Annotated in this window: 14 protein-coding genes; 9 read left to right on the top strand and 5 right to left on the bottom strand. The window is 70.1% G+C overall.

Annotation, left to right across the window (positions count from 1 at the left end; all coding sequences use genetic code 11):
• The first annotated feature begins 101 nt into the window (after positions 1-101).
• The 6 genes from ACRSBM_RS40485 (at position 102) to ptsP (ending at position 6,879) form a co-directional block, all read left to right on the top strand.
• A complete protein-coding gene (locus ACRSBM_RS40485; RefSeq protein WP_434453432.1) occupies positions 102-1,067 on the top strand; it encodes a LacI family DNA-binding transcriptional regulator in 966 nt (321 codons plus the stop codon).
• Positions 1,064-2,473 (top strand): sugar ABC transporter ATP-binding protein, encoded by a 1,410-nt coding sequence (locus ACRSBM_RS40490; protein ID WP_434451996.1) that lies wholly within the window; start codon positions 1,064-1,066, stop codon positions 2,471-2,473. Before ACRSBM_RS40485 ends, ACRSBM_RS40490 begins: the two co-directional genes overlap by 4 nt.
• Positions 2,470-3,375, top strand: coding sequence for an ABC transporter permease (locus tag ACRSBM_RS40495; protein WP_434451997.1), 906 nt, complete (start codon positions 2,470-2,472; stop codon positions 3,373-3,375). The genes ACRSBM_RS40490 and ACRSBM_RS40495 overlap by 4 nt, the downstream gene beginning before the upstream one ends.
• Positions 3,376-3,405: 30 nt before the next feature.
• Positions 3,406-4,317 carry a substrate-binding domain-containing protein gene (locus ACRSBM_RS40500; RefSeq protein WP_434451998.1) on the top strand — a complete coding sequence of 304 codons (912 nt, stop codon included), beginning with the start codon at positions 3,406-3,408 and terminating at the stop codon, positions 4,315-4,317.
• On the top strand, positions 4,314-5,177 hold the full coding sequence (locus tag ACRSBM_RS40505; RefSeq protein ID WP_434451999.1) for a ribokinase: 864 nt from the start codon (positions 4,314-4,316) through the stop codon (positions 5,175-5,177). The genes ACRSBM_RS40500 and ACRSBM_RS40505 overlap by 4 nt, the downstream gene beginning before the upstream one ends.
• Before the next feature lie 70 nt (positions 5,178-5,247).
• Positions 5,248-6,879 (top strand): phosphoenolpyruvate--protein phosphotransferase, encoded by a 1,632-nt coding sequence (gene ptsP / locus ACRSBM_RS40510; RefSeq protein WP_434452000.1) that lies wholly within the window; start codon positions 5,248-5,250, stop codon positions 6,877-6,879.
• Positions 6,880-7,154: 275 nt separating this feature from the next.
• Here ptsP and ACRSBM_RS40515 read toward each other — a convergent pair whose 3' ends face one another.
• Complete coding sequence (locus ACRSBM_RS40515) at positions 7,155-10,331, bottom strand: AfsR/SARP family transcriptional regulator (protein ID WP_434452001.1); 3,177 nt, start codon at positions 10,329-10,331, stop codon at positions 7,155-7,157.
• A gap of 256 nt (positions 10,332-10,587) precedes the next feature.
• On the opposite strand from ACRSBM_RS40515, the gene ACRSBM_RS40520 reads away from it, so the two are divergent.
• Positions 10,588-11,001, top strand: a complete 414-nt coding sequence (locus ACRSBM_RS40520; RefSeq protein WP_434452002.1) for a hypothetical protein — start codon at positions 10,588-10,590, stop codon at positions 10,999-11,001.
• Positions 11,002-11,050: 49 nt separating this feature from the next.
• A complete protein-coding gene (locus ACRSBM_RS40525; protein WP_434452003.1) occupies positions 11,051-11,458 on the top strand; it encodes a hypothetical protein in 408 nt (135 codons plus the stop codon).
• A gap of 93 nt (positions 11,459-11,551) precedes the next feature.
• On the opposite strand, the gene ACRSBM_RS40530 is transcribed toward ACRSBM_RS40525, so the two are convergent.
• The gene (locus ACRSBM_RS40530) at positions 11,552-11,959 is read right to left on the bottom strand and encodes a RidA family protein (RefSeq protein ID WP_434452004.1); all 408 of its coding nucleotides are present in this window, start codon (positions 11,957-11,959) and stop codon (positions 11,552-11,554) included.
• Between the two features lie 75 nt (positions 11,960-12,034).
• Between ACRSBM_RS40530 and ACRSBM_RS40535 the strand changes: the two genes are divergently transcribed.
• The gene (locus ACRSBM_RS40535; RefSeq protein WP_434452005.1) at positions 12,035-12,484 is read left to right on the top strand and encodes a MarR family winged helix-turn-helix transcriptional regulator; all 450 of its coding nucleotides are present in this window, start codon (positions 12,035-12,037) and stop codon (positions 12,482-12,484) included.
• Between the two features lie 14 nt (positions 12,485-12,498).
• On the opposite strand, the gene ACRSBM_RS40540 is transcribed toward ACRSBM_RS40535, so the two are convergent.
• From ACRSBM_RS40540 to ACRSBM_RS40550, 3 genes are read right to left on the bottom strand one after another with little or no spacing between them, the layout of a single operon-like run.
• Positions 12,499-13,341, bottom strand: coding sequence for a LysR family transcriptional regulator (locus ACRSBM_RS40540; protein WP_434452006.1), 843 nt, complete (start codon positions 13,339-13,341; stop codon positions 12,499-12,501).
• Positions 13,338-14,351 carry a hypothetical protein gene (locus ACRSBM_RS40545; RefSeq protein ID WP_434452007.1) on the bottom strand — a complete coding sequence of 338 codons (1,014 nt, stop codon included), beginning with the start codon at positions 14,349-14,351 and terminating at the stop codon, positions 13,338-13,340. Before ACRSBM_RS40545 ends, ACRSBM_RS40540 begins: the two co-directional genes overlap by 4 nt.
• Positions 14,336-14,809 carry an RNA polymerase sigma factor gene (locus tag ACRSBM_RS40550; RefSeq protein ID WP_434452008.1) on the bottom strand — a complete coding sequence of 158 codons (474 nt, stop codon included), beginning with the start codon at positions 14,807-14,809 and terminating at the stop codon, positions 14,336-14,338. Before ACRSBM_RS40550 ends, ACRSBM_RS40545 begins: the two co-directional genes overlap by 16 nt.
• Positions 14,810-14,832: the final 23 nt, after the last annotated feature.

A 14,832-nucleotide genomic window follows, 5' to 3' on the forward strand; every position in this document is an offset into this window, starting at 1 on the left:
GATCAGGGTGAGGCAGCACACGCCCGGTTACATCCGTACACCTACTCATCCAGCTTGACTGGATCCATGTGTAATCGATTAACTACGGCCTCGTGACGACCATGAAGGACGTCGCGCAGCACGCCGGCGTCTCGACGGCCACCGTGTCGCGCGTGCTCAACGGCCATGCCGCGCCGACTCCCGAGACGCGTGTGCGCGTGCTCGCCGCGATCGAGGAGCTCGGCTACCGGCCCAACGCCCTGGCGCGGTCCCTCAGGACCACCAGCACCCAGACCCTCGGTCTGGTCATCAGCGATCTGCTGAACCCGTTCTTCGCCGAGATCGCCCGAGCGGTCGAGGACGAAGCCCGGTCACACGGCTACTGCGTCGTGATCGGGAACGCCGACGAGAGCGCCGAGCAGGAGGCCACCTACGTGCGCACCCTGCTCGACCGCCGGGTGGACGGCCTCCTGCTGTGCCCCGCGACCGACGACCCGAGTCTGGTCCGCGAAGTGAGCGCAGGCGGCGTACCGCTCGTCCTGCTCGACCGGACGGTCAGGGGCGCGACATGCCCCGTCGTCCGCGCCGACGGCAGCGAGGCATTGACCGCGCTCGCCCGGCGGCTCGTCGGTGCCGGCCACACCCGCATCGGAGTGATCGCGGGCCCGCCGAACACCTCCACTGGAAGAGAACGAACCGACGTGCTGACCGGCGCGCTCGGCGGCCTCGCGCAGGTCGTGCACGGCGACTTCCGGCAGGAGAGCGGCAGCCAGGCCGCCGCCAGGCTCCTCGACGACGGCGCCACCGCGCTGGTCGCGATGGACAACCTGATGGGCCTCGGCGCGCTCGGCGAGATCAGGGCCCGCGGCCTGCAGATCCCGCACGACATCGCGCTCGCGGTGTTCGACGACCAGCCGTGGTTCCCGCTGCTCGACCCGCCGATCACGGTCATCGCGCAGCCGACCGTGGAGATGGGCCGAGCCGCCGCGCGCAGCCTGCTCGCCCTGATCGACGGCCGGCAGCCCGACGACGTCCGCCTCACCGCGAAGCTCGTGCTGCGCGGCTCGCTCGGGGAGGCCGAGCTGTGAAGACCCTCATCACCGCCCGCGGCATCACCAAGCACTTCGGCACGACCAAGGCGTTGGACGGCGTCGACCTCGACATCAACGCGGGTGAGGTCCACGTCCTGCTCGGCGAGAACGGCGCGGGCAAGTCCACGCTGGTCAAGGTCCTCGCGGGCATCCACAGCCAGGACGCGGGCACGATCGAGGGCGACGCCAGCCTCGCCGTCATCCACCAGGAACTGGCGCTCGTCCCGGAGCTGTCGGTCGCGGAGAACCTGTTCCTCAACCGGCTCCCGCGCAGGTTCGGCTTCGTCGACCGCGCCGAGATGCGTCGCCGGGCCCCGAAGCTGCTCGACCGCGTAGGCCTCCACGTCGACCCGGACGCCAAGGTCCGCGACCTCGGCATCGCCCAGCAGCAGATGATCGAGATCGCCCGCGCGCTCGACAAGGACGCCGGCGTGCTGATCCTCGACGAGCCGACCGCGGTCCTCACCGACACCGAGACCGACCGGTTGCTGCAGATCATGGCCCAGCTGCGCGACAACGGCGTCGGCCTCGTCTTCATCACGCACCACCTCGACGAGATCCAGCGCATCGCCGACCGCATCACGATCCTGCGCGACGGCAGGTCGGTCGGCGTCCTCGGACCGCGCGCCACCACCCGGCACATGATCGAGCTCATGGTCGGCCGCCCGATCGACGAGCAGTACCCGCGCGCACAACAACGCCCAGGTCAGCCCCTCCTCAGCATCTCGGGCCTGACCAAGCGCGGGGTCTTCCACGACATCAGCATCGAGGTCCACGCGGGTGAGGTCGTCGGCATCGCCGGCCTGGTCGGCGCGGGACGAACGGAAGTCGCGCGCGCCGCGTTCGGCGTGGACGGCTACGACCACGGCTCGGTGGTGGTGGACGGGAAGCCGTTGCGCCGCGGCGACGTCCAGGCGGCGATCAAAGCCGGCCTCGGCCTGGTCCCGGAGGACCGCAAGGGCCAGGGCCTGGTCCTCACCGCGACCGTCGGCCGGAACCTCGAACTCGTGACGCTCGGGAACCGCGACTCCGGGCGCCTGCACGACATCGCGGGCAAGCTCCGGATCAAGGGCCGCGTCGAGCAGCCGGTGAAGGAGCTCTCCGGCGGCAACCAGCAGAAGGTCGTCATCGGCAAGTGGCTGCTGGCCGACCCGAAGGTGCTGATCCTCGACGAGCCCACGCGCGGCGTCGACGTCGGCGCCAAGGTCGAGATCTACGAGCTGATCAACCGCATGACCGCGCAGGGCCGGGCCGTGCTGCTCGTGTCCAGCGACCTGCCCGAGGTGATCGGGATGAGCGACCGCGTCGTCGTGATGGCACACGGCCGGGTGGCCGGTGAGCTGCCGAAGGGCGCGACCCAGGACCAGGTGATGGCACTCGCCGTGCAGGAGATTTCGGCATGACCACGATCAGCATCCGCAAGTACGCCAGTGAGAACGGAGCGCTGGCCGGGCTTCTGCTGCTCGCCGTGGTCATCGCGATCATGCAGCCGGCGTTCCTCAACGCGCAGAACCTGCTCAACGTCGGCGTCCAGGCCGCGGTCATCGCGATCATGGCGTTCGGCATGACGTTCGTGGTCGTCGCGGGCGGCATCGACCTGTCCGTCGGCAGCATCGCCGCGCTGGCCGCGATGGTCGGCGCGCTCACCGCCGGGCCGCTCGGCCTGGTCGTCGGCGCGCTGTGCGGCCTCGTCAACGGCGCGCTGATCAGCTACGGCAAGCTGCCGCCGTTCATCGCGACGCTGGCCATGCTGAGCGTCGCCCGCGGACTCACGCTGGTGTTCTCCGAGGGCCAGCCGCACGAGACCGACGCCGTGGTCACGTTCCTCGGATCGAACCTCGCGCCGATGCTCCCGTTGCCGCTGCTGCTGATGCTGGCGTTCTTCGGCATCACCGGCCTGATCCTCACCCGCACCAACCTCGGCCGCCGCATGTACGCGATCGGCGGCAACGAGGAGGCGGCGAAGCTCAGCGGCATCGACGTCCGCCGGCAGAAGCTCTGGATCTACGCGCTTTCCGGCCTCTTCGCCGCCGCCGCGGGCCTCGTGCTCGCGGGACGGCTCGGGTCCGCCGGACCGCAGGCGGCGGTCGGCTACGAGCTCGACGCCATCGCCGCCGTCGTCATCGGTGGTGCGTCGTTGTCCGGTGGCGTCGGCCGCGCCACCGGGACGTTGGTCGGCGCACTTGTGCTCGCCGTCCTGCGCAACGGCCTGAACCTGCTGCAGGTGCCGCCGTTCTGGCAGCAGGTCGTCATCGGCGCGGTGATCGCTCTCGCCGCGCTGCTCGACTCACTACGCCGTCGCTGAGAAAACCCGCAACAGGTAAGGAAGACACCAATGAAGGTGACCCGACGGATCGCGCTGACGCTCGGTGCCGCAGCTCTCGTGGCGACCGGATGCAGCGGAACTGGGGCGTCCGGAGACATCACCATCGGCCTCGCGGTGTCCACTTTGAACAACCCGTTCTTCGTGGAACTGCAGCAGGGCGCGCAGGAGATGGCGGACAAGCTCGGCGCCAAGCTGACCGTGGTCGACGCGCAGAACGACGCGACGAACCAGATCAACCAGGTGCAGACGCTGGTGACGCAGGGCGTCAAGGCGATCATCCTGAACCCGGTCGACTCCAAGCAGTCCGCACCGGCCGCCAAGGCCGCCGAGACGGCGAACATCCCGCTGATCTCCGTCGACCGCTCGGTCGAGGGCAAGGTCGCCGCCGAGGTCGCCTCGAACAACGTCTCGGGCGGCAGCCTCGCGGCCATCGAGCTCGGCCGCGCCACGTCCGGCGAGGTCGCGCACCTCAAGGGCATCTCGGGCGCGTCGGCGTCGCGCGACCGCGGCCAGGGCTTCGAGCAGGGCCTCAACAGCGGCAACATCAAGGTCGTCGCCTCGGCCGTCGCGGACTTCGACCGCGCCAAGGGCCTCAACGAGACCACGAACCTGTTGCAGGGCAACCCGAACATCAAGGGCATCTTCGCCGAGAACGACGAGATGGCGCTCGGTGCGATCAAGGCCCTCGGCGCCCGCGCCGGCAAGGACGTCCAGGTCGTCGGTTTCGACGGCACGCCGGACGGCCTGAAGGCGGTCCAGGACGGCACGCTCGCCGCGACCGTCGCGCAGCAGCCGAAGCTGCTCGGTTCCAAGGCCGTCGAGCAGGCCATGCACGCCGCCAAGGGCGAGCCCGTTCAGCAGGTCGTGGACGTCGAGGTCAAGGTCATCACGAAGCAGAACGTGGCAGAGTTCATCAAGTGACGAACACGCTGCTCGTTCTCGGGTCCGCCAACGCCGACCTCGTGGTCGAGGTCGGCAGGCGGCCCACCGGCGGTGAGACCGTACTCGGCGGCGACACCGTCGTCCTGCCCGGCGGCAAGGGCGCGAACACCGCCGTCGCCGCCGCTCGCCTCGGCGCTTCCGTCGCGCTCGTCGGCGCCGTCGGTGGTGACGGGTACGGCTCGCTGCTGCGCGAGTCGCTGGAGTCGTCCGGCGTCGGCACGTCGCTGGTGAAGACTTCCGCGCGGCCGACCGGGATCGCCTACATCACCGTGACTCCGGACGGCGAGAACTCCATCGTCGTCTCGCCCGGCGCCAACTTCGACGTGTCTCCGTCCGATGTGGACGGTCTCTCGTTCGCCGGTGTGAGCGTGCTGACCTGCTCTTTGGAAGTACCGCTGGAGACGGTGGTCCACGCGATCGCTGTCGCTTCCCGCGAGGGGGTCCGCACGGTTCTCAACCTCTCGCCGGTCGCCGAACTGCCCGCGGCGACGTTGCGGCAGCTGAACGTGCTGATCGTGAACGAGCACGAGGCCGCGCAGCTCGCTTCGGAGTGGGGCGACCTGCTCGCGCTCGGTCCGAGCTCGGCGATCGTCACGCTCGGCTCGCGCGGTGCCGCCGTGGTGGAGCCGTCGGGCATCGTCGAGGTGCCCTCGGTCGAGGTCGACGAGGTGGTCGACACGACGGGTGCCGGTGACGCGTTCGCCGGAGCGCTGTCCGCCCGGCTGGCCGAGGGCGACTCCCTGGTCCAGGCCGCGAGATACGCCGTGAAGGTCGCCGCCTTGTCGGTGACGAAAGCGGGGGCGCAGCCGTCCTACCCGACGGCCGCCGAGGTCGGCTGACAGCGCTTCCGGCCGGAATTGGTCACACTGTTGTGTCCTGGGTTACCGGTCGGAGGGTATGGTCTAGACCATGTCGAGCACGCGGCTCAGCGGTGTCGGTGTCAGCAGCGGCCGGGCTTCCGGTCCCGTGGTGAGGGTCGCGGAGGCCCTGCCGGAACCCCCGGCGGGTCCCCGGCCTGCGGACACAGCCGCCGAGGCCGCGCGCATCCGCCCCGCGACCGAGATCGTGGCGCATCGCCTGATGGAGCGCGCGAAGACGGTCGAGGGCGACGCCCGCGCCGTGCTGGAGACCACGGCGACGATGGCCGGCGACCCGTCGCTGATCAAGTCCGCCGAGAAGCTCGTCGCCGACGAGTCGCTGCCCGCCGCCCGCGCCGTGCACCAGGCCGCGGCCAAGTTCATCTCCGCACTCCAGGCCGCCGGTGGCTACATGGCCGAACGCGCCCGCGACGTCCAGGACGTCCGCGACCGCGTGGTGGCGGAGCTCCTCGGCCTGCCCGCGCCCGGCGTACCCGACCTCGCGTCGCCGTCCGTGCTGGTGGCGCGCGACCTCGCACCCGCCGACACCGCGGGCCTCGACCCGTCGAAGGTCCTCGCCCTCGTCACCGAAGAGGGCGGCCCCACCTCCCACACCGCGATCCTCGCGCGGTCACTGGGCATCCCGGCCGTCGTCGCGTGCCGCGGCATCCTGGCGTTCGAGGGCACCTCTCTCGACGTCGACGGCGACACCGGCCACGTCCGCGAGTCGGACGGCAAGATTCGCACGGCCGGCTCCGGCAAGAAAGCTGAGTGGAACGGCGTCGGCATCCTCAAGGACGGCCTCCGCGTGAAGGTGCTCGGCAACGTCGGCTCCCCCGCGGACGCCGCCGCCGCTGCCGCCGCGGGTGCGGAGGGCGTCGGCCTGTTCCGCACGGAGTTCTGTTTCCTGGACGCCGCGGAGGAACCGACCGTTGCTGAGCAGACTGCTGCTTATGAGGCTGTACTGGCGCCGTTTGCGGGCAAGCCCGTCGTGGTGCGCACCCTCGACGCGGGCGCGGACAAGCCGCTGGCGTTTCTGAACCCGGACCCCGAGCCCAACCCGGCCCTGGGCGTCCGCGGCCTGCGCGTCGCCTTCGACCGCCCCGAGGTCCTCGACCGCCAGCTCGAAGCCATCGCCGCCGCCGCAACGTCCTCGGGCGCCGACGTCTCGGTCATGGCCCCGATGGTCGCGACCGCCGCCGAGGCAGCCTGGTTCGTCGAACGCGCCCGCGCGGCAGGCATCCAGCGCGCCGGCGTGATGGTCGAGGTCCCGTCCGCCGCCCTGTCGGCACGCGAGATCCTGCAGGTCGTCGACTTCATCTCGATCGGCACCAACGACCTGGCCCAGTACGTCTTCGCCGCCGACCGCCAGCTGGGCGGCGTGGCCGCGCTGAACGACCCATGGCAGCCCGCGCTGCTGCGCCTGATCGCCCTGGTCGGCGAGGCGGCGACCGCCACCGGCAAGCCCGTCGGCGTCTGCGGCGAGGCCGCAGCCGACCCGTTGCTCGCGTGCGTGCTCATCGGCCTCGGCGTGACGTCGCTGTCGATGAACCACACGGCCCTGTCCGGCGTCGGCGCCCGGCTCGCGACGTCGAGCATGGACATCTGCCAGCTCGCGGCACGCGGCGCGCTGGCGGCGGGCGACCCGGCCTCGGCGAAGCTAGCGGCCCGCGCCCCGCACTAAGGCTTCACCTGGTCGTGTGATCGACGTGAGGGCGATGCCCTCACGTCACCTCGCGGCACCCGTCAGCGAGCAGCAGTTCGTCGAGGTTGCCAGCTCACAGTGGGCGGCCGCTCGTCTGCGTTCATCGCGAACTCCGCACATGTAGTCGAAGTGGACCAGATCGTCCTTGGCCTCGGCGCCGCCGTTCCAGCTGTGGCAACCGTCCTCAGCCCGGTTCGCCTGACACGTGTCATCCCCCCGTCTGGTCGGCTGGCGGTGTCTCCCGCGCGGATACTTCAGCCGAAGTCCTCGAGCAGTTGTTCGGCGCGGCTCGTCTGGTGCTCGTCACCGGCCTGGCGAGCGTGGCGCAGGCCTTCCTCGATGCGGACGCGAGCCGCGCTGTGGTCTCCTGCCGCTCGGAGCGCCTCTCCCAGATCCACCAGGACGATGCCGGTCATCGTCGGATCGTCCACGCGCCGGCTGATCTCCATCGAGGTCTCGAGCAGCGCGACGGCCGTCCGGTGGTCTCCCCGGTGACTGTGGACGGCCGCGATCTCCTGAAGCACCAAGCCTTCGTCGCTGTCGTCACCGCTTCGGCGGGCGGTGTCCAGCGCCGATTCGAGACAGCGCAGTGACGCCGTGAGATCACCCAGCTCTCTGTGCGCGATGCCCATGATCCGCGTCGCGTGCGTCTGGGCACCGAGGTCATTCGACCTCTGCGCGAGTGCCAGCGCCCGGGATCCGGTCGTGAGAGCGGCGTCGTGGCGGCCCACCATGTTGTGCACCGCGGCGAGGTTGGTCACGACGATCGACTCGTTGCGTTCGTCGCCCACCGCGGCAAGGATCCGCACCGCTGCCTCGTAGTGGTCCGCGGCCTCGGTGAGGGCGCCCATCCGGTGGTGGACCGTGCCGAGGTTCGCGAGCGCCACCGCTTCGCCGTGCGTGCTCCCGACGAGGCGATGCAGTTCCAGCGCGCGTTCGTGGTGGACGATGGCCTCGGACAGCCGGGCGGTGTTCGCGTAGGCACTGGCGAGGTGGGTGTGAGTCTCGGCCTCGGCGACCGGATCGGCCAGCCGGACGGCGCAGGACAGCGCGGCTGTGCCGGTGGTGATCCAGTCGTCGATGTGGCGGGCCCGCAGGAAGTAGCGGTTGAGGGTGTGCGGCAGGTACCAGCCCTCCGGCAGGTCGCGGGCCGCGGCGTAGCGGCACACCGCGACCAGGTTCGCGCGCTCGGTCTCGAGCCACGCCAGGGCCTCGTCCTCGGTGGTGGGTAGGGGATAGCGCTCGGTGTTCCCGCCGGCGGGGGGTTCGGCCTTGCGGCGATGGGGGTCCACGAGGTTCATGCACGTGGTCGCGGTGGCGCAGTACCAGTCGATGGCACCTCGCACGTCGGCGTCGCCTGCGAGCTCGGCTGCGTAGGAACGCAGCAGGTCGTGCAGTTGGTATCGGCCGGGGCGGTGTTCCTCGACGAGGTGGGCACGGACGAGCGTGTCCATGGTGCGGCGCGCCTCGCGGATCGATGTGCCCAGCAACGCCGCCGCGGTGCGGATGTCGGCGTCGGTGCCGGGACAGGCGCCGAGCAGCCGGAACGCCGACGCCGGGCCCAGTTCGAGCACGCGGTAGGACCAGGAGAACACGGCGCGCACGGCGCTGTCGGGGTCGTCGCCGTCGAGCAGGTCCAGGGTCGTGTCGTCGAGCAAATCGTCCGGCGACCGCCTGGTCAGCCGCTCGGCGGCGACGCGGAGTGCGAGCGGCAGGTGCGCGCAGCGGCGCGAGAGGTCCTCGAACAGCATCATGTCCTCCTGCACCGCTTCCGGACCGAGGACCCTGCGGAAGAGTTCGACCGAGTGCTCGGGGGTGAAGCGGCCGACGACGATCCTGCGCGCGCCGTCGCGGGCGACCAGACCACCCAGGTCGTGCCGGCTCGTGACCACGACCAATCCGCGCGGTGACCCTGGGAGCAACTGCCGGACCGTGGCGGGTTCTCGCACGTTGTCCAGCACGACCAGCACCTGCTTGTCCGCCAGCAGAGACCGGTACAGCGCCGAGGCCTCCTCGGCGGAAGCCGGAACACTGTCCGCCGGCACGCCCAGAGCGCGCAGGAACCGGCCGAGCACTCCGATCACCGGTTCCGGCTCCTCGCGGCTGTAGCCGCGGAGGTTCGCGTACAGCACGCCGTCGGGGAAGTGATCGGCCAGCTCGTGGCTCCATCGCACGGCCAGCGCGGTCTTGCCGACCCCTGCCGACCCGGTGAGCAGGACCACGGCAGTCACCGGGCAGTCGCGTGATCTCCATTCGTCGAGCACCGCCGCCAGCTGCTTGCCTTCGACGTCGCGGCCGACGAAGTCGGCGATGCCAGGCGGCAGCTGAGCGGGCACCGGAGGTCCGGCCTGCTGCTCGGACGCAAGCGCGGAGACCAGCCGCTCGAGCTCCGGCCCGCCCCTCACGTCGGCGAACGGGCGTCCGCGCCACAGCCCAGGCTCCGCCGTGTCGCGGAACAGGTGCAGGTCGACGAGTTCACGCGGCAGATCGAGGCGATAACCCGACGCGGTGGTGGTGATCGTGACGCCGGGCTCGTCGCGCAGCAGCTTGCGCAGTCGCGACACGTACACCTGCACGGTGCCGCGTATGTTCGACGGCGCCGCGTCGCCCCACAGGTACTCGGCCAGCCGCTCGGTCGGCACGATGGTGCCCGCGTGCACGGCCAGCAGCCCGAGCAGGGCGCGCTGTTGCGGGCCACCCGCCCGGTGCCCGCGCACCTCGACAGGACCCAGGACCCGGATCAGCACGTCGCGACGGGTGGTGGCGGGCGCGTCGAGTTCCGGATCCGCCGCCAGTACAGCACGATGCAGGTCCCGTAGCGCCGGCGTCACGTCCAGTCCCAGCTCGTCGCGGCGCACCCGGCGCGCGTCGTCGAAGACGCTCAGCGCCTCGGCCTGCCGGCCACAGCGGTGCAACGCGAGCACCAGCCGGTGCGGGAACCGGTCGTCCATCGGGTGCTCAGCTGTGAGCACCCGCAACTCCGGCAGTAGTTCCTCGTGATGTCCCAGGCGAAGTTCGGCGTCGATCCACGAGCACAGAGCCGACAGACGCCGTTCGACCAGACCGGGAACCACCGCGTCGCGGAGCTCGTCGGTAACCCCGCCCAGCACGGGCTCGGACCACAGGTCCAGTGCCGCGCGCAACTGTCTCGCCGCGTGCCCGTCGTCGCCAGTACCGGCCGAACGGACCCGTTCGTCGAACTCCGCCAGATCCAGCTCGCCAGGCCCCACGTCGATCCGGTAGCCATGCGCTCCGCCCTGGACACCCGGTACACACCCGCGCAGCGCGGACACGTGGTTGTGCAGCTGGGCACGGACGGATGCGGGCGGCCGCGGTCCCCACAACAGGTGCAGCAGGCGGTCGACGGGAACCAGCCGCCCCGATGACAGCAGGAGCGCGGCGAGGAGGGTTCGCCGTTTGCGACCTGTCACCGGTATCGGCACGTCCGCACGCCGCACTTCGACAGGCCCCAGCAACCGGTATCGCACTCGTCCCCCTGAGCACCGCGGTCCACCGATGCTAGGGCGCCATCGCAGTCGCGCCAATCGGCTGTTCGGCGACCGTTCAGGATCCGTTCAGCGACCGAGGTTCCCGCAGGTCAACGGTAGTAGCGAGAACGGGAGCCCCATGTTGGTGGCGTGGTGGAGATTTGTTGTGTCTTCAGGAAGAACTCGAAGGGGGAAACGAGTGAGTTCCAGTGGAATCCGCGTCGCGACCGTGGTTCTCGCCGCGCTGGCCGCGGCCGGAGGCGTTGTGGCCGGCACCGCGTCGGCGAGTCCGGTGAGCACGTTCAGCCAGGACGCCAACAGCGACCTGATGATCAACAACCGGTTCGTGGCACGCACGGAGTTCAAGTCCTACGGCGACAGCTTCACCGTCACCAAGAAGTCCAACTACCACGACGGCGTGCCGTACGTGGAGTACGAGTACATCAAGATCAACGGTCAGTTGCAGACCGGCGTGCACTACGGCTCCGCCGAGGTCGGTGTGCGGGTGAAGTTCGACCACAACTTCGGTGAGAACCGTGCGGTCAAGTTCCGTACGTGCATTTCCGAAGCGTGGCTCGACGACTGCGACGAGTGGCGGACCGGCTATGCCTAAACCTCCGCGTGCCTCGACTTTCTCGAAATACTCGAAGGGGAGACGACACGTGAAGACCATCGGAGTTCGCGTGGCGGCCGTGGCCTTCGCCCTCGCGGCCGCCGCCGTCGGCGCCGGCACCGCGTCGGCGAGCCCGGTCAGCACGCTCAGTCAGGACGAGGTCAGCGACCTGGTCATCGACGGCCACCTGGTCGCGCGCACGGAGTTCAAGGCCTACGGCGACAGCTTCACCGTCACCAAGATGTCCAACTACCACAGCGGCGTGCCGTACGTGGAATACGCCTACATCAAGAAGAACGGCCAAGCGCAGCACGGCACGCACCGAGGCTCGGCCGAGGTCGGTGTGCGGGTGAAGTTCGACCACAACTTCGGTGAGAACCGGGCGGTCAAGTTCCGCACCTGCATCGAGGAGGCGTGGTTCGACGACTGCGACGAGTGGCGGACCGGGTACGCCTAGCCGGTCCGGTGGTTGGGCGGCCTCGGCCGCCCAACCATGTCACCAGAGAGTTCTTCAGCCGTTCGGCAGCACGGTTTTCGGAACTGGTCCAAGTCAGCTGGAGACGGCGGTCACCCGAATCTCGATGCGCATTTTCGGATGCCCAAGTGCGACGACTCCGCTTTCCGTCCAAATAGGAGCACGGTCACCCATGCGCGCACGGAACTGTTCGACCATAACGCGGTTGTGGTCGTCGAACGAGTCGTCGCCGAGCACGTGGTACGAGTTCACGTGCACGACGTCGGCCCAAGTGGAGCCCGCCGCGACAAGGGTGCGCTCGACGTTGTCGAACGCGCGCACGATCTCGTCTTCGAGCGACTCGGGGAACTCGAAGTCGTCGTCCCAGCCGCCCTGACCTGACGTCTCGACGCGGTCGCCGATGCGTACGGCCTGGCTGTAGTGCAGGTTCTTCAGCTGCGTCTCGCCGTATCCGGGCGTGGCGAAGAACTGCGGCTTGCTCATGAGTTGTTCCCTTCGATCACTTCACGCTTGAAGTCAACGCTAGCACGACTTCAAGCGTGAAGTAAGCTGCGGCGCATGGAGTGGCTGAACGCCGAGGAGAAGGAGGCCTGGACCGGGCTGGTCTCGTTGCTGCTGCTGATGCCCGGCCGGCTGGAGGCGCCGCTGCAGCAGGAGTCGGGGCTGAGCCTCTTCGACTACCTGGTGCTCAGCCACGTCTCGGAGGCGCCGGACCGCCGCATGCGGATGAGCGAGCTCGCGCACCTGGCGAACGGGTCGCTGTCGCGGTTGTCCAACGTGGTCAAGCGGTTCGAGCAGCGTGGCTGGGTCGTGCGGTCGCCTGATCCCGACGACGGCCGCTACACCGTCGCCGAGCTCACCGACGCGGGCTTCGAGGTGGTCGAGGCGGCCGCGCCCACGCACCTGCGCACGGTCCGGGAGTTCGTGCTCGACCCGCTCAGCGCCGCCGATCGCCAGGCGTTGACGCGCATCGCGGCCAAGCTGCGCGTGACGATCCCGCCGCCCTGAACCTCACTGCCGCCCTAGCCCGGCCGCAGTTCTCCGAGGACCGCGCTGATCAACGGGTGGTCCTCCGACCCCCGGCGCACGGCCGCCACCACCCGGCGCAGCGGCGCGACACCGGCCACCGGGACACCGCGGACGGCGTTCCGGGGTGCCAGCGCCACCCCGGCTCCCGCCGCCACCAGCGCCTCGATGGCCCGGAAGTCGTCGGACGTGTGCCGGATCCGCGGGGTGAAGCCGGCTTGCGCGCACGCCATCTCCACGACGTCGCGCAACGGGTTGCCGGGCAGTGTGACCACCCAGTCCTCGCCGGCCAGCGCGGCCAGGTCCACCGGGCCGGTCAGGGGGTGTCCCGGCGGCAGGACCACGTCGAAGGGCTCGGTGTAGAGCGGGAAGCGGGTGAAGCGGTCTGTGGTGCGGTGCTCCTCGGTGATCGCCACGTCGATCTCGCCGTCCAGCAGCAGCCGCACGCTCTCGTGCCCCTCGGCGTCGCGCACGGACAGTTCGATCGACCGCTTCTTCAACGCCGCCAGCGCGGGCGCCACCACCTGCGTGATCGCCGAGGCGAAGGCGGCGACCGCGACCCGGCCGGACGAACCCGAGGCGAGAGCGTCCAAAGTGGCCTGTGCGCGTTCCAGCTCCGCCGCGACGACGTGGGCGTGCGCGACCAGCAGCTCACCGGCCGGGGTCAGCGACACGCGGCGGCCCTTGCGCAGCAGCAACGGGTGCCCCGCCTCGGACTCCAGGGCCGCGAGCTGCTGCGACACCGCCGACGGCGTGAGGTGCAGGGCGGCGGCCGCGGCCGTCACCGTGCCGTGGTCGGCGAGTGCGCGCAGCACGCGGAGCCGTCGTGGGTCGATCACCGCTCAATGATGGGGGATTCCACTCCGGCGTTCACGGGGACGTCCTGGGGCACGATCGGGTCGATGGACGTCCGGTCCAGCAGCAGGTACCTCTCCTCGGAGATGAACATGCCCGCGGGCAGGCCGTACTGGGGTGTGGTGATCACGTCCCGCTTCACGACCGGCAGGCCGGTCTCCGGGTTGATCACCAGCTGGGTCTCGACATCGGAGAACTGGAAGGCCGTCGGCGCGGCGATCGCCACGCCGACGCCCCAGTCGTCCTCGCGCACCGGCACCTCGCCGAGGAACCGCACCCCGTCGAGCGTCTTGAGCAGCTCGAACACCGCCTGCCGCTGGGCGTCGCTCACGTTCGCGGCCATCAGCCCCATCGCGAGCGTCGCGACCCGGTACGCGTCCTTGCCGACGAGGGTTTCCAGCGTCTTCCTCAACTCCACCGGGTCCGCGGGCAGCGAGTCGAACGAGTCCAGCCGCACGGGGCTGTGCATCGACATCTGGAACCCGGAGACGGCGGTCTTCTGCACGGCGGGTTTCATCGGCCCGATGCGCACGGAACGGCTGCCGCCGACCTGGGGTGCCGTTGCCGGCCTGCCCGCCGTCTCCCACTTGGCCTCGTCGAGATGTGAGTAGGGATCCACGTTGCCGTCCTTCTGGACGACCGCGACCTCGGTGCCGCTGGTCACCCAGCGGTCGGTCTTGGAGTCGAACGACACGAGGTACGGGTTCGCCGGGTCGCCGACGAGCATCAGCGACCGCTGGTGGGTCAGCACGTGCCACCACTGCGGCGGCGCGGCGGGCTGAACGGGCGGAGTGGGCCGGGGCAGCAGGACCACCACGAGCGCTATCACCCCGGCCGCGACCAGCAGGGGGGCGAACCGCCGGTAGAACTGCGGCCTGGACCGCGCCGGCCGTGGCATCGAGGTGATGCGCACCAGGTCGCGTTCCATCCGCTCGGAGTCGACCTCGGGAGTGCGCGGCTTGGCCTGCGCCAGGTTCTTCAGGAGGTCTTCCATGACTCCCTCGCACGGTCGTGGGTCGGTGTCGAGAGAGCGGTGCGCAACCGCCGTCGGGCGCGGTGAAGGCGCACGTAGAACGTTGCACTGGTGCAGCTGAGCACCTTCGCGGCCTCGACCGGCGTCAACCCGTGCCACGCGATCAGCGTGAGGACTTCCTGATCGACCTCGGACAGGCTCGCGAGAGCCGCCCGCAGCTCGATCACGGCGTAGTCGTCGTCCGCCGCGACGTCGGTGAGCTCGTCGTGCCACACCTGGCGCCGGGAAGCGCGAACCAGGTTGCGCGCGATGCCGAGCAGCCACGGCAGCGCGTTGGCGGGCATCTGGTCGAGCTTGCGCCAGGCGATCGTGAAGGTCTCGCTGGTGATGTCCTCGGCGAGCCTGGTACCCGCGTGGCTCGCCGCGTAGGCGAGCACCCGTGGGTAGCACTCGCGGTAGACAGCTGAGAAGTCCTCCACGACCGCCCCCTCCCTCTTCACGA

It is taken from the genome of Lentzea xerophila, from assembly GCF_051094245.1.
Taxonomy (GTDB): domain Bacteria; phylum Actinomycetota; class Actinomycetes; order Mycobacteriales; family Pseudonocardiaceae; genus Lentzea; species Lentzea xerophila.